The sequence below is a fragment of the Pseudomonas sp. P108 genome (assembly GCF_032613195.1).
Taxonomy (GTDB): Bacteria; Pseudomonadota; Gammaproteobacteria; order Pseudomonadales; family Pseudomonadaceae; genus Aquipseudomonas.
Genome location: NZ_CP126691.1, coordinates 6,512,041 through 6,531,669, shown reverse-complemented (window position 1 = coordinate 6,531,669; position 19,629 = coordinate 6,512,041). Strand labels below are relative to the sequence as shown.

Annotated in this window: 16 protein-coding genes; 9 read left to right on the top strand and 7 right to left on the bottom strand. The window is 60.5% G+C overall.

All coding sequences use genetic code 11. The annotated features are described in order from the left end of the window. Window positions 1-139: 139 nt before the first annotated feature. From QOM10_RS29055 to aspA, 5 genes are all read right to left on the bottom strand, one after another. Window positions 140-1,165 carry a histone deacetylase family protein gene (locus tag QOM10_RS29055; RefSeq protein ID WP_150749874.1) on the bottom strand — a complete coding sequence of 342 codons (1,026 nt, stop codon included), beginning with the start codon at window positions 1,163-1,165 and terminating at the stop codon, window positions 140-142. Between the two features lie 127 nt (window positions 1,166-1,292). Next, complete coding sequence (locus QOM10_RS29050; RefSeq protein WP_316917340.1) at window positions 1,293-2,285, bottom strand: AraC family transcriptional regulator; 993 nt, start codon at window positions 2,283-2,285, stop codon at window positions 1,293-1,295. A gap of 248 nt (window positions 2,286-2,533) precedes the next feature. Beyond that, the gene (locus QOM10_RS29045; protein ID WP_316917339.1) at window positions 2,534-3,538 is read right to left on the bottom strand and encodes an asparaginase; all 1,005 of its coding nucleotides are present in this window, start codon (window positions 3,536-3,538) and stop codon (window positions 2,534-2,536) included. Window positions 3,539-3,709: 171 nt separating this feature from the next. Continuing rightward, window positions 3,710-5,158 (bottom strand): alanine/glycine:cation symporter family protein, encoded by a 1,449-nt coding sequence (locus tag QOM10_RS29040; RefSeq protein ID WP_150776037.1) that lies wholly within the window; start codon window positions 5,156-5,158, stop codon window positions 3,710-3,712. A 450-nt stretch (window positions 5,159-5,608) separates the two neighbouring features. Further along, a complete protein-coding gene (aspA, locus tag QOM10_RS29035) occupies window positions 5,609-7,033 on the bottom strand; it encodes an aspartate ammonia-lyase (RefSeq protein ID WP_064116482.1) in 1,425 nt (474 codons plus the stop codon). A 180-nt stretch (window positions 7,034-7,213) separates the two neighbouring features. Between aspA and QOM10_RS29030 the strand changes: the two genes are divergently transcribed. The 5 genes from QOM10_RS29030 to QOM10_RS29010 all read left to right on the top strand — a co-directional run bounded on the left by QOM10_RS29030 (window position 7,214) and on the right by QOM10_RS29010 (window position 11,026). After that, window positions 7,214-8,122 carry a LysR substrate-binding domain-containing protein gene (locus QOM10_RS29030; protein WP_064116481.1) on the top strand — a complete coding sequence of 303 codons (909 nt, stop codon included), beginning with the start codon at window positions 7,214-7,216 and terminating at the stop codon, window positions 8,120-8,122. A gap of 331 nt (window positions 8,123-8,453) precedes the next feature. Further along, window positions 8,454-8,945, top strand: coding sequence for a 5-(carboxyamino)imidazole ribonucleotide mutase (gene purE, locus QOM10_RS29025; RefSeq protein WP_127930272.1), 492 nt, complete (start codon window positions 8,454-8,456; stop codon window positions 8,943-8,945). Window positions 8,946-8,955: 10 nt separating this feature from the next. Next, a complete protein-coding gene (locus tag QOM10_RS29020; RefSeq protein ID WP_127930271.1) occupies window positions 8,956-10,038 on the top strand; it encodes a 5-(carboxyamino)imidazole ribonucleotide synthase in 1,083 nt (360 codons plus the stop codon). A gap of 112 nt (window positions 10,039-10,150) precedes the next feature. Continuing rightward, a complete protein-coding gene (locus tag QOM10_RS29015) occupies window positions 10,151-10,396 on the top strand; it encodes a GlsB/YeaQ/YmgE family stress response membrane protein (protein ID WP_095187854.1) in 246 nt (81 codons plus the stop codon). A 93-nt stretch (window positions 10,397-10,489) separates the two neighbouring features. Next, the gene (locus tag QOM10_RS29010; RefSeq protein ID WP_007920225.1) at window positions 10,490-11,026 is read left to right on the top strand and encodes a DUF3299 domain-containing protein; all 537 of its coding nucleotides are present in this window, start codon (window positions 10,490-10,492) and stop codon (window positions 11,024-11,026) included. Between the two features lie 126 nt (window positions 11,027-11,152). Here the strand turns inward: QOM10_RS29010 and QOM10_RS29005 are convergent, their stop codons facing one another. Both QOM10_RS29005 and QOM10_RS29000 read right to left on the bottom strand, forming a co-directional pair. Beyond that, the gene (locus tag QOM10_RS29005; protein ID WP_160042378.1) at window positions 11,153-12,052 is read right to left on the bottom strand and encodes a D-hexose-6-phosphate mutarotase; all 900 of its coding nucleotides are present in this window, start codon (window positions 12,050-12,052) and stop codon (window positions 11,153-11,155) included. Window positions 12,053-12,110: 58 nt separating this feature from the next. Next, the gene (locus QOM10_RS29000) at window positions 12,111-12,515 is read right to left on the bottom strand and encodes an acyl-CoA thioesterase (RefSeq protein WP_003229628.1); all 405 of its coding nucleotides are present in this window, start codon (window positions 12,513-12,515) and stop codon (window positions 12,111-12,113) included. A 377-nt stretch (window positions 12,516-12,892) separates the two neighbouring features. Here QOM10_RS29000 and QOM10_RS28995 point away from each other — a divergent pair, with 377 nt between their 5' ends. From QOM10_RS28995 to pstA, 4 genes are all read left to right on the top strand, one after another. Next, on the top strand, window positions 12,893-14,191 hold the full coding sequence (locus tag QOM10_RS28995) for an MFS transporter (RefSeq protein ID WP_150749869.1): 1,299 nt from the start codon (window positions 12,893-12,895) through the stop codon (window positions 14,189-14,191). A 240-nt stretch (window positions 14,192-14,431) separates the two neighbouring features. Further along, on the top strand, window positions 14,432-15,430 hold the full coding sequence (locus QOM10_RS28990; protein ID WP_316917338.1) for a phosphate ABC transporter substrate-binding protein PstS family protein: 999 nt from the start codon (window positions 14,432-14,434) through the stop codon (window positions 15,428-15,430). Between the two features lie 422 nt (window positions 15,431-15,852). Next, window positions 15,853-17,886: an ABC transporter permease subunit gene (locus tag QOM10_RS28985; protein ID WP_174245149.1), complete on the top strand. Its 2,034-nt coding sequence runs from the start codon at window positions 15,853-15,855 to the stop codon at window positions 17,884-17,886. Between the two features lie 16 nt (window positions 17,887-17,902). Then, the gene (gene pstA, locus QOM10_RS28980) at window positions 17,903-19,573 is read left to right on the top strand and encodes a phosphate ABC transporter permease PstA (protein WP_007920248.1); all 1,671 of its coding nucleotides are present in this window, start codon (window positions 17,903-17,905) and stop codon (window positions 19,571-19,573) included. Window positions 19,574-19,629 lie beyond the last annotated feature (56 nt).

Below are 19,629 nucleotides of genomic sequence, written 5' to 3'. Positions count from 1 at the left end.
CTGATGGGCGCGCCGAAACGGCGGCGGTTCCGGGCAAGGTAGAGGCAGGCTGCGGGGTGCGTGCGGTAGATAAATATTGCCGGCAAAAAAAGACCCGCGTGGGCGGGTCTGGTTTTATGCGTGTCCGACTAGCGCGTGGTTACTGCTCGAATCCTTCCAGCACGTTCACCGCATTGATGCCGATCTCTTCCACCGCGTAACCGCCCTCCATGACGAACAGCGTCGGTTTGCCGAGTCTGGCGATGCGTTTGCCCATCGCCAGGTAATCCGGGCTGTCGAGTTTGAACTGCGAGATCGGGTCATCCTTGAAAGTGTCGACGCCGAGCGATACGACGATAACGTCAGCGCCATAGCTTTCGATCTCCCTGCAGGCCTGATCAAGCGCTGCACTCCAGACCTCCCAGCCAGAACCGGCGGGCAGCGGATAGTTGAAGTTGAAACCTTCACCGGCACCTTCGCCGCGCTCGTCGTCGTAACCGAGGAAGAACGGAAACTCCGCTTCCGGGTGGCCGTGAATCGAGGTGAACAGCACGTCGCTGCGCTCGTAGAAAATCGACTGCGTGCCATTGCCGTGGTGATAGTCGACGTCGAGAATCGCGACCTTCTTGTGGCCCTGATCGAGGAACGCCTGCGTGGCGATTGCGGCGTTGTTGAGGTAGCAATAACCGCCCATCAAATCGCTGGCGGCGTGGTGTCCCGGTGGCCGGCATAGCGCGAAGGCACTGCGCGCGCCGCGCTGGATTTGCGCTTGTGCGGTCAGGGCCACTTGCGCCGCGCTGTACGCCGCTTGCCAGGTGCCGGCGGTGATTGGCGCGCCACCGTCGAAACTGTAGTAACCGAGCTGGCCGTGCAGGCTGGTCGGTTTGATCGCACGCAGAGTCCGCGCCGGCCAGGTGTAGGGCAGCAAGTCGCCGTCGGTATTGAATTCAGTCCAGCGCGCCCATGCGCCTTTGAAGAAGTCGAGGTAGTCACGGCTGTGGACGCGGGCGATCGGCTCCAGACCGAAATCCTTCGGTGCCTCGACCGCGCCGAGGTTCTGGTTTTTCACGCGTTGCAGCACATGGTCGGCGCGCGACGGCATCTCGAAGCACGGCTTGAGCTGGCCATCGATGAGTTCGCAGCGGCCATGGTGCAGGTGGTGATCGTCTGAGTAGATCGTCAGCATTTGTTGTTCTCCGCAGGGCTGATTCGGTTGCTCTCAGTGTTGCGGGACAAGACGAATCGGAAAACGGCAGGAAAGGCCAAAAGGGGATTGATATGGCCAAAAACACTGACCGCAATTCGCCCCTTCTTCAGGCCCTGAACTGACTCGGCGCCACGCCGCTCCAGCGCACAAAGGCATGGCGGAAGCTGGCGGTCTCACTGAAGCCGAGGGTTTCGGCGATGCGGTAGATCGGCAGTTGATCTTCACACAACATCTGCTTGGCCCGCTCGAAGCGCAGCTCATCGAGCAGTTCCTGATAGCTGCTGCCCATGTCCTTGAGATGCCGGCGCAAGGTGCGCGGCGAGCACTTCATCTGCTGCGCCAGACCTTCCAGCCCCGGCGCGGCGTTCAATTGCGCGCTGAGCAGCTGCCGAATCCGCCCCAACCACGCCTGACGCCCAGTGAATTCCAGGTTCTGCTTGCGGCACCGTTCGGCCATGGCTTGATGGGTGATGAGATCGGCCAGCGGCAGCGGTTGATCGAGCCAGTGACGGTCGAAGGCGAAGGCGTTGTCCTTGGCGGTGAAGTGCAGCGGACTGTCGAAGTGCTCGGCATAGCTGTCGCGATAGTCCGGCGCCGCGTGTTCGAACCGCGTGGCGAGCAATGGCAACGGATGCCCGAGCAAGTCATCACAAATGACTTTCAGCGACACCAGGCAGAATTCGGCATTGAACACTGCCATCGCCGGAGTCTCGCGATAATCGGCGGCGACGAACCAGACGCGCTGGCCATCGTCTTCCAGACTCAGTTCGAAAAGTGTTCCCAACAGCGCCGGATAACGGATCGCCAAGCGTAAAGCGTCACCGAAGGTGGCACAGGTCAACAGTGCGTAACCGAGGATGCCGTAGCAGGAAACGTGCATGCGCCGACCCAGTTCCAGACCGATATCGCGCTTGAGCGCGACCGCGTTGGCGCAGACCTGCATCTCCTGATTGGTGGTGATGCGCGTGTCGGCCCGGCTGAGATCCGCCGCACTGATGCCACTGCCGGCCAGCAGCGCTTCGCTCGACAGGCCTTCGGCTTTGAAGGTGTTGAGGATCAGCGAGACGGCGTTGAGGGTGGTGAGGTGGGAGTGGAGCATGGGATTTTCCAGCCTTGAGATGGCTGGAACGCAGCAAGTTGCATGCCGCAGCAGCCCCTCACCCCAGCCCTCTCCCAAAAGGAGAGGGGGCCGACTGGGGGATATTGAAGAGACACGCCGACGTGAAAAAACTGTGCCGAATCCATAATCGACACTTTTTTTCAGGTCGGCGTATAGCGCAAGACACTAAGGTCAGTTCCCTCTCCCTCCGGGAGAGGGCTAGGGTGAGGGCCGATCCAGAGCCTTGCTCAGAGCAACTCACCACACAAATCCAGTTCGATCAGCCGGCGCACTTCTTGAGTTTCAAGGCCTGCCCCCAGCACCCCATGCAACTTGCCGAACGCTGCCTCACGAGTCATGCCGCCGCCGGACAACACGCCGACACCGCGCAAGCGACTGCCCGCCTCATACACATCCAACTCAACGCCACCTTCATGGCACTGCGTGACCGCCACAACGACTACGCCGTTATCCCGCGCACGGCCAAGGCTTGCCAGAAACTCAGGGTTGTCGCTCGGCCCTGTACCGCTGCCGTAGCACTCCAGCACCAGACCTTGAATGCCGCTGTCGAGCAGGCCGTCGAGCACTTCGGCACTGATGCCGGGGAACAGTGGCAGCACGGCCACCTTGGCCAGTTGCTTCGGCTGGTTGTAGTTCAACGACGCTGGAATCGATGGGGCTTTGATACCGCCGCCCTGACGCTCCAGGCGCTTGAACGGATGACGGCCGAAGCTGCGCACTTTCGCGCAACGGGTCGGCGCCAGCAGTTCGCCGTGGAAGTACAGGTGCACGCCCGGTGCCAGGCCATGGCCGAGGGCAACCAGTGCGCCGCCAAGGTTTTCCCACGCATCGCTGTCGGTAACGCCGGCCGGCAGCATGGAGCCGGTGAAGCACACCCGGGCGTGCAGGCCGAGCAACTGGAAACTCATCGCCGCCGCGCTATAGGCCAGCGTGTCGGTGCCGTGCAGGATCAGCACGCTGTCGCAGCCTTGCACATCAACAGCATCGACCACTGCTTCACGCAGTTGCTGCCAGTAGGTCGGGGTCATGTTGGCGCTGTCGATCAGCGGCGACATTTCGCGGAAGCGCCACTGTGGCACGACGAGTTCAGGCTGGCTGTGCAGGTAGTCGCGCATCCGCGCTTCGAAACCGGACGCCGGGGCCAGACCATTGGCGCTGGCCTGCATGCCGATGGTGCCACCGGTGTAGAGCACCATGACGTGTTGGGCGGCGGGGTAGGAATTGGCAATCATCTGAGGGTCTCCACAAGAGATGACATTGTAGGAGTGAGCCTGCTCGCGATAGCGGTTCATCATTCAACATTGATGTTGGTTGAAAGACAGCTATCGCGAGCAGGCTCACTGCCACAAGTTATTGCACCACAATAACTGACGGGCGCAGGGGATGCGCCCGTCATTTACCTGTCAGCGTTGCGCTGCAGGCACGCCTTGCGGCTCGGCTTCGGTCTGGCCGGCAGCGGCAGACGGGTTGGTCGGCCAGGCCTTCAGGTCGAGGTCCAGATCGGCAAATTTGCTCGAGTCGAACACCGGCTGTTTGACGCCGGCGCGGCGCTGCGCGTCGTAGTCGCGCATCACGCGCATGCCGACCTTGAACAGCATGGCCAGGGCCACCAGGTTGACGAAGGCCAGGCAGGTCATGGTGATGTCGGCGAAGGCGAACACGGTCGACAGGTCCTGCATCGAACCCCATACCACCAGCGCCAGCACCAGGCCGCGGAAAATCATCAGTGCGGCGCGGTTGCGGGTGAGGAATTGCAGGCTGTTTTCGCCCAGGTAGTAGTTGTAGAGGATGCAGGTGAAGACGAACAGCGACAGCGCGACGCTGACGAACATGCGACCCCAGTCACCGACCACAGCGGCCAGCGAGTTCTGGGTGAGGACGATGCCGTCACCTTCGAAGCCCGGGGTGTAGAAGCCCGACAGCAGGATCAGCAGCGCGGTGCAGGTGCAGATCACGAAAGTGTCGAGGAACACGCTGAAAGCCTGAACCACGCCCTGAGCACCCGGGTGCTTCACGGCGGCCACGGCAGCGACGTTCGGCGCACTGCCCAGACCCGCTTCGTTGGCGAACACGCCACGCTTCACGCCCATGACGATGGCGCTGCCAAGCAGGCCGCCAAAGGCCGGGTCGAGGCCGAAGGCGCTCTTGAAGATGGTTTCCAGCATGGCGGGCACGTGTTCGATCTGGGTACCGATCACGTACAGGGTCACGCCGATATAGGCCAGGGTCTTGATCGGCACCAGCAGGTCGGACACCGAGGCGATACGCTTGATGCCACCGATGAAGGTGATGGCCAGCAGCACCGCCAGGACGATACCGGTGTGTTGTGGGTTGAATTCAAAGGCGTTCTGCAGCGAGTGGGTCACGGTGTAGGACTGCAGGCCAATGAAGGCGAAGCCGTAGGTGACCAGCAGCAGGACGGAGAACACTACAGCCATGCCTTTGAGCTTAAGGCCGTGCTGGATGTAGTAGGCCGGGCCCCCACGGTACAAGCCGTCGCCATCGGCGCGCTTGTAGACTTGGGCCAGGGTACATTCAAAGAAGCTGCTGGACATGCCGACCAGTGCGGTCACCCACATCCAGAACACCGCACCCGGACCACCGAGGGTCACGGCGATGCCGACACCGGCGATGTTGCCTGCACCGACACGGCCGGCAAGGCTGAGCATCAGGGCCTGGAACGAGCTGAGTTGCCCGGCGCTGCCTTTGAGGCTGTCGCGGAACACCGCGAACATGTGGAAGAAGTGACGCAATTGAACGAAACGCGAGCGAATCGTGAAGTAGCTACCGAGCCCGACAATGAGCACGATCAGTACTTTCCCTGAGAGGAAGTCGTTAATGACTTCGAGCATGGATTTTTCCTCGCTGTTTATTGTGTAAGCAAATACTGGATGGAAGAAACATCGTGTTACACCGGTGTGCGCGCGGCACGACGAGTGAGGCGAAGGTTTCGTCCGGTTCCATTTCGCGGGTTTGTTATTAGTTCGGGTTTCGCATGGGTTATGGCCTCGTTACCGACGACCGCTCACGCGAAGAGGGGCGGCACTATACCGATCAGTGACGCGCCCGTCTGCACGGTAGTGGTGCAAGCGACGAAACGAGGCTTTGAAACACCCGGCGTTACCGGCGCCGGGCTTGTGCAGGAACTGCTCTTCTGTGAGAGCGAGCAGTCCCCAGACATACGGGTCTCAGGGTCAGAAAGTTAAAAAAAAGGGCTTGGGGACTAAATCCCCAAGCCCTCAAAAGGTGAGAGGTGTCTAGTCCCTCGACCTGGTGAGCGGTGCTACAAGTAAAGCGTCGGTTCAGGCTTTGAGCGGAACCAGACGTGGAGCAATCATGTTTTCCGGGCGCAGGATGTCGGCGAGCATGGCTTCGTCGAGCAGACCTTCTTCGCGCACCAGTTCCAGCACGCCGCGGCCGCTTTCAAGGGCGAGACCGGCGATGCGGGTGGCGTTTTTGTAGCCGATGTACGGGTTCAGTGCGGTGACCAGACCGATCGAGTGTTCGACCAGTTCACGGCAGCGCGCTTCGTTGGCGGTGATGCCGACGATGCAGTGCTCGCGCAGCATGTCCATGGCGCGTTGCAGCAGGCGGATCGAGTCGAAGATCTTGAAAGCGATCAGTGGCTCCATCACGTTCAGCTGCAGCTGGCCGCCTTCGGCTGCCATGGTCAGCGCCAGGTCGTTACCAATTACTTGGAACGCCACTTGGTTAACCGCTTCCGGGATGACCGGGTTGACCTTGCCGGGCATGATCGAGCTGCCTGGCTGACGCGCTGGCAGGTTGATTTCGTTGATGCCGGTGCGTGGGCCGCTGGACAGCAGGCGCAGGTCGTTGCAGATCTTCGACAGCTTGACCGCGGTGCGCTTGAGCATGCCGGAGAACAGCACGAAGGCGCCCATGTCGGAAGTCGCTTCGATCAGGTCGGCGGCTGGAACCAGCGGTTGACCGCTGATCAGGGCCAGACGCTGTACCGCCAGCGCTTGATAACGCGGGTCGGCGTTGATGCCGGTACCGATCGCAGTGCCACCGAGGTTCACTTCAGTCAGTAGTTCCGGGGCCAGCGTCTTCAGACGGGCCAGGTCTTCGCCCATGGTGGTGGCGAAGGCACGGAATTCCTGGCCGAGGGTCATCGGCACGGCGTCTTGCAGCTGGGTACGGCCCATTTTCAGGACGTGATCGAATTCTTTGCCCTTGGCCGCGAACGCCTGAATCAGGCTGTCGAGGCTGGCCAGCAGGGTGTCGTGACCGAGCAGCAGACCCAGACGGATCGCCGTTGGGTAAGCGTCGTTGGTCGACTGCGCCATGTTCACGTCGTCGTTCGGGTGCAGGTACTGGTACTCGCCTTTCTGATGACCCATTGCTTCGAGCGCAATGTTGGCGATCACTTCGTTGGCGTTCATGTTGGTGGAAGTACCGGCGCCACCTTGAATCATGTCGACCACGAACTCTTCGTGGAAATCACCGCGGATCAATCGGGCACAGGCTTCGCTGATGGCAGCGTGCTTGGCTTCGCTCAGGTGACCCAACTCGCGGTTGGCGTCAGCAGCGGCCTGTTTGACCATTGCCAGGCCGACAACCAGTTTCGGGTAATGCGAAATCGGAACGCCGGAGAGGCGGAAGTTGTTCACCGCTCGCAGGGTCTGGATGCCGTAATACGCTTGAGCCGGTACTTCGAGGGCGCCAAGCAGGTCGTTTTCTGTGCGGAAAGATGCAGCGGAGGACATGATAGAAATCATCTCGATATGGACCCGGTCTGTGCCGGAACGCTGCGAATGCTAGGCTTGTGGGAAATTTTGGGCCAATGCTGTTCAGCACTGCCCTATGCACATTCGGCATAATGCCCATGTGACGCCGCCTGCGCGGCAGACGTGTGACCTGTTTTGGTGCGTGTCCGGGAGGACGTGATGAATCTGGAAAGCAAATGGCTCGAGGACTTCAGTGCTCTGGCCGCCACCCGCAGCTTCTCGCAGGCCGCTGAACGACGCTTCGTGACCCAGCCGGCCTTCAGTCGGCGGATCCGCAGCCTCGAAGCGGCGCTGGGGCTGACTCTGGTCAACCGCTCGCGCACGCCGATCGAACTGACGGCGGCGGGGCAGCTGTTTCTGGTCACTGCGCGCACCGTGGTCGAACAGCTCGGTGAAGTGCTGCGCCATCTGCATCATCTGGAAGGCGGGCAGGGCGAGGTGATGCAGGTCGCTGCCGCTCACTCGCTGGCCTTGGGTTTCTTCCCGCGCTGGATCGCGCAACTGCGTAATGAAGGCCTGAACATCGCCACGCGTTTGGTCGCAACCAACGTCGGCGACGCGGTGCATGCGTTGCGTGAAGGTGGCTGCGATCTGATGCTGGCGTTCTACGACCCGGATGCGGCGATGCAGATGGACCCGGAAATCTTCCCCTCGCTGCATTTGGGTCAGACGGAAATGCTCCCGGTCTGTGCGGCGGATGCCGAGGGCAAGCCGTTGTTCGATCTGGAAGGGGAGGCGAGCGTGCCGTTGCTGGCCTATAGCGCCGGGGCGTTTCTTGGTCGCTCGGTGAATGGTTTGTTGCGTCAGCGGCAGCTGCGTTTCACCACTATTTACGAAACCGCGATGGCTGACAGCCTGAAGAGCATGGCGCTGGAGGGGCTTGGAATTGCGTGGGTGCCGCAGCTGAGCGTGCGTGCTGAGCTGGCTCGCGGCGAACTGGTGGTCTGTGGCGGCCCGCAGTGGCACGTGCCGCTGGAGATTCGCCTGTATCGCTGCGCCTTGGTGCGCAAAGCCAACGTCCGTCTGCTGTGGCGCAAGCTCGAGGGTGGCGCTGCACAAGCTTCCTGAGCCTACGCGGACCCCTTGTAGGAGTGAGCCTGCTCGCGATAGCGTCTGCACATTCAACGATGATGTGACTGATACACCGCCATCGCGAGCAGGCTCACTCCTACAGGGGATTTGCGGTGTTCTGTCGCTGACCTTCAAGTCAATAAAACCGGGCATTTGCGGCAGATGACAGATGGTCGCGCGGGGGGCTGTTTATTGCTTTCTTTGCGGTATACTGCGCGGCCTTCGGCCGGCACGTCCGGCCATTTTTCGTACAATCAAGCCACGCAACCTGCGTGGCTTGTTGTTTTATGACGCGCCTGCGGGCGCTCCAGAGAGAAGAGGCGCGACGATGAGTGCACTGGTTGGCGTGATCATGGGCTCCAAGTCCGATTGGTCCACCCTTAGCCACACCGCCGATATGCTGGAAAAGCTCGGCATCCCGTACGAGGTCAAAGTGGTCTCTGCCCACCGCACCCCGGATCTGCTGTTCCAGTACGCCGAAGAGGCTGAAAGCCGCGGCATCGAGGTGATTATCGCCGGTGCCGGTGGCGCAGCCCACTTGCCAGGCATGTGTGCGGCCAAGACCCACCTGCCCGTGCTGGGCGTGCCGGTCCAGTCGGCCATGCTCTCGGGCGTCGACTCGCTGCTGTCGATCGTGCAGATGCCAGCGGGCATTCCGGTCGCCACTCTGGCCATCGGCAAGGCCGGCGCAATCAACGCAGCCTTGCTCTCGGCGAGCATCCTCGGTGCCAAGCATCCACAGTTCCACACGGTGCTGAAAACCTTCCGTGCCGAGCAGACGGACAGCGTCCTGGACAATCCAGACCCACGTATTGCCTGAGGTTGTTGAGATGAAGATCGGTGTAATCGGTGGCGGCCAGTTGGGTCGCATGTTGGCCCTGGCGGGCACCCCGCTGGGCATGAACTTCGCTTTCCTCGACCCTGCGCCGGACGCCTGTGCGGCCGCGCTGGGCGAACACCTGCGGGCCGATTACGGCGATCAGGATCATCTGCGCCAATTGGCCGATGAAGTCGATCTGGTGACCTTCGAATTCGAAAGCGTCCCGGCCGAAACCGTGGCATTCCTCTCGCAATTCGTCCCGGTCTACCCGAGCGCCGAAGCCCTGCGCATCGCTCGCGACCGCTGGTTCGAAAAGAGCATGTTCAAGGACCTGGGCATCCCGACTCCGGCCTTCGCCGACATTCAATCGCAAGCCGATCTGGACGCCGCCGTCGCTTCGATCGGCCTGCCGGCCGTACTGAAAACCCGTACCCTGGGTTATGACGGCAAAGGTCAGAAAGTCCTGCGCAAACCGGAAGACGTGGTGGGTACCTTCGCCGAACTGGGCAGCGTGTCCTGCCTGCTGGAAGGCTTTGTGCCGTTCACCGGTGAAGTCTCGCTGATCGCCGTGCGTGCCCGCGATGGTGAAACGAAGTTCTATCCGTTGGTGCACAACACCCACGACAGCGGCATCCTCAAGCTGTCCGTGGCCAGCACCAATCACCCGTTGCAGGCGTTGGCCGAAGACTACTCGAGCCGCGTGCTCAAGCAGTTGAACTACGTCGGCGTGATGGCGTTCGAGTTCTTTGAAGTCGACGGTGGCCTGAAAGCCAACGAAATCGCCCCGCGCGTGCACAACTCCGGGCACTGGACCACCGAAGGCGCCGAGTGCAGCCAGTTCGAAAACCACCTGCGCGCCGTTGCTGGCCTGCCGCTGGGTTCGACGGCCAAGGTTGGCGAGAGCGCGATGCTTAACTTCATCGGTGTGGTACCGCCGGTTGAGAAAGTCATCGCTATCGAAGACTGCCATCTGCATCACTACGGCAAGGCATTCAAGGCCGGGCGCAAGGTCGGCCACGCCAACCTGCGCTGCGCCGACATGGCCACGCTGCAAGCGCAGATCGTCAAGGTCGAAGCGCTGATCGCCGAGTAACGACAGTTTCATGTGGCAGCGGCGGAACCATTCAGGAGCCGCCGTTCTCTCATGGCAGGATGCCAAAGTCTGTCTAGGCTTTGGCATATCTACCAAATCAGAGGGAAATGCCATGGGAATTATCGGAACCATCTTTATCGGCTTGATCGTCGGCCTGCTGGCACGGTTCCTGAAACCGGGCGATGACAGCATGGGCTGGATCATGACCATCCTGCTCGGTATCGGCGGTTCGCTGGCAGCCACTTACGGCGGCCAGGCTCTGGGCATCTATCGCGCGGGCGAGGGCGCAGGTTTCATCGGCGCACTGGTCGGCGCGATCGTGTTGCTGGTGATCTACGGTCTGATCAAAAAGAACTGATCCAAAGCGACAAAGCCCTCTCGGCCAACGTGGCCGGGAGGGCTAGAATGCTCGGCGATTCAATGTTCCTTCCTTTCTATACCGAGCACCTTCATGCGCCGTCTTCTGTTGACTCTCCTTTTCCTGGGCAGCGGTTTGGCCCACGCCGGCGAACTGCCGGAAACCGACTGGCTCGAACTGATGCCCAAGTCGGACCAAAAGGCCCTCGAGGCCATGCCTGAAATCGACCACAACTCCCCGGAAGCCACCGGCACCTTCACCGAGAAGGGCGGGATGAAGCAGGCCAAAGGTCTGCCGGCGGTGATGTACTCGACCAAAACCGTGGCATCGATGAATGACAAACACATCCGCATCGGTGGTTATCCGGTGCCGCTGGAGTCCGACGCCAAGGGCCGCAGCACGTTGTTCTTCCTTGTGCCGTATCCCGGCGCCTGCATCCACGTGCCGCCACCGCCGCCGAATCAACTGGTGCTGGTGCGGTATCCGAAAGGTTTGAAACTGGACGATATCTACACGCCTCTGTGGGTGACCGGCACGCTGAAGGTCGAGAAGGTCAGCAATGATCTGGCCGATGCGGCGTATGCGCTGGAAGCCGACAAGGTGCGGGTGGTGCAGGAGTCCGATCTCTAACAATCACCACCAAACAACTGTGGGAGCGAGCCTGCTCGCGAAAGCGGTGTATCAGTCATTTGAATGTTGACTGATACAACGCCTTCGCGAGCAGGCTCGCTCCCACATTTTGTATTGCAGTGCTGGTTAGAGCGGTTCGCGGGCGACGCTGACGCCCATGGTATGACTCGCCCCCGGCGCCAGCGTGACGATGTCATCCATCACATTCGCCGTCTCGATGCACAACATGCGCTGCCAACCATCGTTGTCCATATCCGCCAATGCCGCCGCGCGATCGATCCAAGGGTTCCAGATCACCGCCGTGCGTGAACCTGTGGCCGTCAGCACAATGCGTCTTTCCCAGGCAGGGTCGACGATGCTCAGTTGTGGCGGCGCATCGAGGTAGATGCGGTCGGTCTCACCGGCAAATTGCAGGTCGCCTTGCTGACTGGTGGTTTTCCAGTCATCCAGCGTCTCGATGTAATTCAAACCATCCACGCCTTCGACGTGCACATTGCGCACATCACTGACCGCGAAATAGGTGTGCAGCGCCTGACTCAGGCTGACGGTGTCACTGCCACGGTTATGGCTGGTCAGGCTGAAACTCAGTTGCTCGGACAAATGCAGGGTCAGGGTCAGATCGACTTCGTGCGGCCAGCCCGGCAGGCCACCTTCGGGGTAGGGCAGCTTGAACTCGACCTTGATACCGTCAGCCTCTGATTCGATGCCGCCCAGTTCCCAATCCATCGCTCGCACCAGACCATGCGCGGGTGCCGGTTGCTCACCGGTGTACATGGCCTGCACGCTCTGCGGGTTGCGTTCGAACTTGCCGAACCACGGCCAGCACACCGGCACGCCGGCGCGAATGCTTTTGCCCGTCTTGAAGTCGGCCTTGTCGTTGAGCCAGATGATCGGCGGTTGCCCATCGATCTGATAACTGAGGATGTGCGCGCCTTGCTGCGCCACCAGCACTTCGGCCTGACCGTGGCGGATGCGCCAGCAGTTCAGTTCATCCAGTTTCACCGCTTCAACGTTGGGCGTGTTCATGGGGCAGCTCTCGATCAGACACTTGGGACGGTTATCGACCGCAAAACGGCCGCGAGGTTTAACGCGCGCGTGGTGGAACCGAGCGAGTGCGACCGCTGCCGTCGATGGCGACGAAGACGAAAACCGCTTCGGTCACTTTACGCCACTCGCTGGACAGCGGATCGTCGCTCCACACTTCGACCATCATCTGGATCGAGCTGCGGCCGATTTCCAGGGTCTGGGTATAAAAGGACAATTGCGCACCGACTGCCACAGGCACGAGAAATGCCATGCGATCGATGGCGACGGTGGCGACGCGGCCGCCAGCGACACGGCTGGCCATTGCGGTGCCGGCCAAATCCATCTGCGCTACCAGCCAGCCGCCGAAAATATCGCCAAAGCCGTTGGTTTCGCGCGGGAGTGCAGTGATTTGCAGGGCCAGGTCGCCTTGCGGGATCGGATCTTCTTGTTCGAGCTCTATCATGCCGGGGGTGCCTCTGACCCGTGACTCTTCGTTGGTATTGCTGGTGGTAGCCGTCTTCGGGAAAAACGATTCAGCACCGAACATACTACGTTCGTCACGTTTTCCATCAGGCGCCTAAAGGAGAAACTCTGCGAAACCGGCTAATCCCGAGCAAAGGCCGGGCCAACGACGTTTTCGCACAGCAACCCCTTACAAACCGGAGCAGGTTGCGAGTATATCGGTCGGTAGACTCCACGACGACCATCCGGTTCTGATTTTGACCGTCAATTACGCGCCTCTATGTGCTTTTTCGAACAATTTGCTATGGTGCCGAACCTGCCCAAGCCACCGCCAGCGTTGTTGTGGCGGCAGATCCGACTATAAGAGAAGCCCTTGCCATGACCACAGCGCCTTCGAGCCTCGCGCAGCCCGAGCAACCCGCACGACCGTTGACCCGCAATGACTACAAGACTCTGTCGCTGTCCGCCCTTGGCGGAGCGCTGGAATTCTACGATTTCATCATCTTCGTCTTCTTCGCCACCGTGGTCGGCAAGCTGTTCTTCCCGGCCGACATGCCCGAGTGGCTGCGCCTGATGCAGACCTTCGGCATCTTCGCCGCCGGCTACCTCGCGCGGCCGCTGGGCGGCATCGTCATGGCGCACTTCGGCGACCTGCTGGGGCGCAAGAAGATGTTCACCCTGAGCATTTTCATGATGGCCGTGCCGACCCTGATCATGGGTCTGCTGCCAACGTATGCGCAGATCGGCATGTGGGCGCCGATCCTTCTTCTATTGATGCGGGTCATTCAAGGTGCGGCGATTGGCGGTGAAGTGCCGGGGGCTTGGGTCTTCGTTTCCGAACACGTTCCGCAAAAGCACATGGGTTACGCCTGTGGCACCCTCACCAGCGGGCTGACCGCCGGCATTCTGCTCGGCTCGCTGGTCGCCACGGCGATCAACAGCATTTATACGCCAGCAGAGGTTTCCGATTACGCCTGGCGGATTCCATTCCTGCTGGGCGGTGTGTTCGGCCTGTTCTCGGTCTACCTGCGCCGTTGGCTGCACGAGACCCCGGTATTTGCCGAACTGCAACTGCGCAAAGCCTTGGCTGAAGAAGTGCCGCTGCGTGCGGTGCTGCGTGATCATCGCGGCGCGATTGCGATCTCGATGCTGCTGACCTGGTTGCTGTCGGCCGGGATCGTCGTGGTCATTCTGATGACGCCGACCGTGCTGCAAACGGTCTATCACTTCTCGCCGACCGAATCGTTGCAATCGAACAGTCTGGCAATCGTGTTTCTGAGCATTGGCTGCATCATTTCCGGCGCACTGGCGGATCGCTTTGGTGCCGGGCGCGTGTTTGTGTTTGGTTGCCTGGGCTTGCTGATCAGTTCGTGGACCTTCTATCACAGCCTCGCCGATCACCCGAACTGGCTGTTCCCGCTGTACGCGTTGACCGGTTTTCTGGTGGGCACCATTGGTGCGGTGCCGTACGTGATGGTTAAAGCGTTCCCGCCGGTGGTGCGCTTCAGCGGGTTGTCGTTCTCGTATAACGTGGCTTACGCGATTTTTGGCGGGTTGACGCCGATGGTGGTCAGTCTGTTGTTGAAAGAAAGTGCGATGGGGCCTGCCTACTATGTAGCGGTGCTGTGCACGATGGGGATTCTGGTCGGGGCGTGGCTGTGGAAGAAGGGCCGCTGATTTCCCCTCCCGCCTGATCGTTCCCACGCTCCGCGTGGGAATGCATCCTGTGACGCTCCGCGTCACTTCTCAAATGCGGACGCAGAGCGTCCATGGCGGCGTTCCCACGCAGAGCGTGGGAACGATCTGTCGCGACATGCTGGCCTTTCATCCAATTGTCATATTTCAGCCATAGAGTGTTCACACGGCCTGCTGATACTTGGCCCCGACTTAACACACCCTATCTGCTAGGAGTAAGGCATGAAACTGAAGCGTTTGATGGCGGCAATGACTTTTGTCGCTGCTGGCGTTGCGACTGCCAACGCGGTTGCCGCTGTTGACCCTGCTATCCCGAGCTACACCAAGACCACTGGTGTGTCGGGCAACCTGTCCAGCGTCGGCTCCGATACCCTGGCCAACCTCATGACCCTCTGGGCTGAGAACTACAAAAAAGAATATCCGAACGTCAACATCCAGATTCAGGCCGCTGGTTCCGCCACTGCGCCACCTGCGCTGACTGAAGGCACCTCCAACCTGGGCCCGATGAGCCGCAAGATGAAGGACACCGAACTGGCGGCCTTCGAGCAGAAGTACGGCTACAAGCCAACCGCTATCCCGGTGGCCGTGGATGCCTTGGCTGTCTTCGTACACAAAGACAACCCGATCCAGCACCTGACCCTGGAGCAGGTTGACGCGATCTTCTCGTCGACCCGTCTGTGTGGCGCCAAAGCCGACGTGAAAACCTGGGGCGACCTGGGCGTGACCGGCGACCTGGCCAACAAGCCAGTTCAGCTGTTCGGTCGTAACTCGGTATCCGGCACCTACGGCTACTTCAAAGAAGAAGCCCTGTGCAAAGGCGACTACAAACCAAACGTCAACGAACAACCAGGTTCGGCGTCGGTTGTGCAGTCGATCAGCTCCTCGCTGAACGGCATCGGTTACTCGGGCATCGGTTACAAAACCGCCAGCGTTAAAACCGTACCGCTGGCCAAGAAAGGCAGCACTGACTTCATCGAAGACACCGAAGAAAACGCCCTGAACGGCAAGTACCCGCTGTCGCGTTTCCTCTACGTGTACGTCAACAAAGCCCCGAACAAGCCTCTGGCTCCGCTGGAAGCCGAGTTCGTGAAACTGGTGCTGTCGAAACAGGGCCAGGAAGTGGTAGTGAAAGACGGCTACATCCCTCTGCCAGCCAAGGTTGCTGCAAAAGCACTGGCTGACCTGGGTCTGCAGGAAGGCGGCGCTGTCGCAAAGAAGTAACAAATTGAGTCCGGAGTGAGCCCCACCGGACTCAGGTGAAAGGCCGGATCTGCGCGCAGACCGGCCTTTTACACACCTCAAATTTTTGATCCTCTGCCAGTCCCGCTGGCAGTGGATTTGCTGCGTCACTGCATTGTCATCTTTCTGTCATACAGGATCGCTAGGGTGAGCGCATGAATGATCTGGCCAATTCCCAAATGACTACTAATCCTCCCAAGCGCATTGATTTCAATACGCCTGAGCTGCAACGCAAGCGCCGCATTCGCGCGCTCAAGGATCGCTTCACCCGCTGGTACGTCCTCGTTGGCGGTCTCGCGGTGCTGGCAGCCATCACCCTGATCTTCTTCTTCCTCGCCTACGTGGTTGCGCCGCTGTTCCAGGGTGCCGACCTGACCGCGAAAGACTCGATTACCCCAGCCTGGATGCAGGACGCCGGCAAGCCGCTGATGATTTCGCTCGAAGAGCAGAATCAGGTGGCCATGCGTGTTTCCGACAAGGGCCAGGCATTGTTCTTTGATATCGACAGTGGCGCTGAGCTGAAGCGCGTCGATCTGCCGGTGCCTGCCGGCGCCACCGTAACCTCGATTGGTGAAGACCAGCCGGGCCATCCGCTGGTGGCCGTGGGCCTGTCCAACGGTCAGGCGCTGGTGTTCCGTCACACCTATAAAGTCAGCTACCCCGATGGCAAGAAAACCATCAGCCCGGCCATCGAGTATCCGTACGGCGAGGCACCGATCGCGCTTAACGAAGCCGGTGGTGCGCTGGAGCATGTCAGCCTCAACGCCTCCGACACGACCCTGATGCTGGTCGGTTCGACCGGTTCGCAACTCAACGTTCTGTCGCTGACCAGCGAAGAAAACATGATGACTGGTGAAGTCACCAACGAGCAGAAGCGTATCGATCTGCCGCAGATGACTGAGCCGGTGAAAAACATCTTCGTCGACCCGCGCCAGCAATGGCTGTACGTGGTCAACGGTCGTGCCCAGGCCGATGTCTTCAGCCTGCGCGACAAGAGCCTCAACGGTCGCTACAAACTGCTGGAAAACGCCGACGCTGAAGTCACCGCAACCACGCAACTGGTCGGCGGTATCTCGCTGATCGTCGGTGACTCAAAAGGTGGTCTGGCCCAGTGGTTCATGGCCCGTGACACCGATGGTGAGCTGCGTCTTAAGCAGATCCGCACCTTCCAGATGGGCACCACGCCAATCGTTGAAATCAGTGCTGAAGAGCGTCGCAAAGGCTTTCTCGCGCTGGATGCCAGCGGCAAGCTCGGCGTGTTCCACAGCACCGCGCACCGCACCTTGCTGGTCGATCAGGTGGTTGAAGGCCAAGGCCTGTTCGGTCTGTCGCCACGCGCCAACCGCGTGATCGTCGAAGCCGGCGGCAAGCTGCAACCGTTGCTGCTCGACAACCCACACCCGGAAGTCTCGTGGAGCGCGCTGTGGAGCAAGGTCTGGTACGAGAACTACGACGAGCCTAAATACGTCTGGCAATCGACCGCCGCCAACACCGATTTCGAACCGAAACTGAGCCTGTCGCCACTGACCTTCGGCACCCTGAAAGCCGCGTTCTACGCGATGCTGCTGGCGGCGCCACTGGCCGTTGCCGCTGCGATCTACACTGCGTACTTCATGGCCCCGGGCATGCGCCGCAAGGTCAAACCGGTGATCGAGCTGATGGAAGCGATGCCGACGGTGATCCTCGGTTTCTTCGCCGGCCTGTTCCTCGCGCCGTATGTCGAAGGGCATCTGCCGGGCATCTTCAGCCTGCTGATGTTGTTGCCGATCGGCATCCTGGTCGCCGGTTTCACCTTCAGTCGTCTGCCTGAATCGATCCGCCTGAAAGTCCCGGATGGCTGGGAAAGTGCGCTGCTGATTCCGGTGATTCTGTTCGTGGGCTGGCTGTCGCTGTACATGAGCCCGTTCATGGAGAACTGGTTCTTCGGCGGTGACATGCGCATGTGGATCTCCCACGACCTCGGCATCACCTACGACCAGCGCAACGCTCTGGTGGTCGGTCTGGCCATGGGTTTTGCGGTGATCCCGAACATCTATTCGATCGCTGAAGACGCCGTGTTCAGTGTGCCGCGCGGCCTGACCCTCGGCTCGCTGGCCCTCGGTGCCACGCCGTGGCAGACCATGACTCGCGTGGTGATCCTGACCGCCAGCCCGGGGATCTTCTCGGCGCTGATGATCGGCATGGGCCGTGCAGTCGGTGAAACCATGATCGTGCTGATGGCCACCGGTAACACCCCGGTCATGGAAATGAACCTGTTCGAAGGCCTGCGCACCCTGGCTGCCAACGTCGCGGTGGAAATGCCCGAGTCGGAAGTCGGCGGCAGCCACTACCGCGTGCTGTTCCTCTCGGCATTGGTGCTGCTGTTGTTCACCTTCGTCATGAACACCCTGGCAGAACTGATTCGTCAGCGTCTGCGCAAGAAATACTCGTCGCTTTAAGCAAAGGTAGAAGTCTGTGAAACAGAACTCCCTGAAAGGATGGTTCAAGAGCGGCGCCCCAGGCGTCTGGATCAGCGGTGGCGCGGTGTCCATCGCGGTCATCATGACCATTGGCCTGCTGGCCGTGATTGCCGTGCGCGGTCTGGGTCACTTCTGGCCGGCGGACCTGGTCCACGCCCATTACGACGTACCGGGCCAGGCCAATCACCTGGTCATCGGTGAAGTGGTACAGAAAGAAGAAGTGCCTCGCGCCCGTCTGAAGAGCGCCGGTTTGCCGGTGCCCGATGAAGGCCCGGAATTCATGACCCGCGAGCTGATCAAGGTCGGCAACCGTGATCTGAACGGCAACGACTTCACCTGGATCGTCGGCGAGTGGCTGACCAACCAGACCACGCCGCCAGAACTGATGGCGATCGAGCGTCGCGAGTGGGGCAATTTCTACGGCTACCTGGTCAACGTCAAACAGGATGGCAAAGTCATCGCCGAGGGCGAGGCCGCGTGGCCTGAGCTGCAGGCGCGAATCAACCGTGTGAACGGTCTGGCGGCACAACTGAAGTCGCTGGAAAAGACTGACATCGGTGCAATCAACGCAGGTCTGGAGCGCATCCGTCTGCACGGTCGCAAACTGGAACTGGAAGGCAAGCTCGACGCTACCGCGCAAGCGGACATGGAGTCCGAGCGTGCCGAGCTGAATGCGCGTTATCAGGACATCGAAGCGCGCCTGGCCGATCTGCATGCGCAGTTCAATCGCGATGCCTTGACCGCTCGTGATGCCAACGGCAAAGAGATCGAAATCGGTCTGGGCAAAGTGGTTCACGCCTACCAGCCGAACGCGATGAGCACCTTCACCAAGGTCGGCTTCTACTTCAGCAAGATCTGGGAATTCCTGTCGGACGACCCGCGTGAAGCGAACACCGAAGGCGGGATTTTCCCGGCGATCTTCGGCACCGTGATGATGACGTTGATCATGGCGATGATCGTCACCCCGTTCGGCGTGCTGGCGGCGGTGTACCTGCGGGAATACGCCAAGCAGAACACCCTGACGCGGATCATCCGTATCGCGGTGAACAACCTCGCTGGCGTTCCGGCGATCGTTTACGGCGTGTTCGGTCTGGGCTTCTTCGTTTATGTACTCGGTGGTTCGGTCGACCGTTTGTTCTTCCCCGAAGCACTGCCGGCACCGACCTTCGGTACCCCGGGTCTGCTCTGGGCCTCGCTGACTTTGGCGCTGCTGGCGGTGCCGGTGGTGATCGTGGCGACCGAAGAAGGTCTGGCGCGTATTCCGCGTACCGTGCGTGAAGGCTCGTTGGCCCTCGGCGCGACCAAGGCTGAAACCCTTTGGAAGATTGTCATTCCGATGGCCAGCCCGGCAATGATGACCGGCATGATCCTCGCCGTGGCCCGTGCCGCGGGTGAAGTGGCGCCGCTGATGCTGGTGGGTGTGGTGAAACTGGCGCCGTCGCTGCCGGTGGACGGCAACTACCCGTACCTGCACCTGGATCAGAAGATCATGCACCTGGGCTTCCACATCTATGACGTCGGCTTCCAGAGCCCGAACGTCGAGGCGGCGCGTCCGCTGGTGTACGCCACGGCGCTGTTGCTGGTGCTGGTGATCGCCACGTTGAACCTGTCGGCGGTGTATATCCGTAACCACCTGCGCGAAAAATACAAAGCACTGGATAGCTGATTTTGCAGCACTGATTTTTATGTGGGAGCGAGCCTGCTCGCGAAGGCATCACCGCG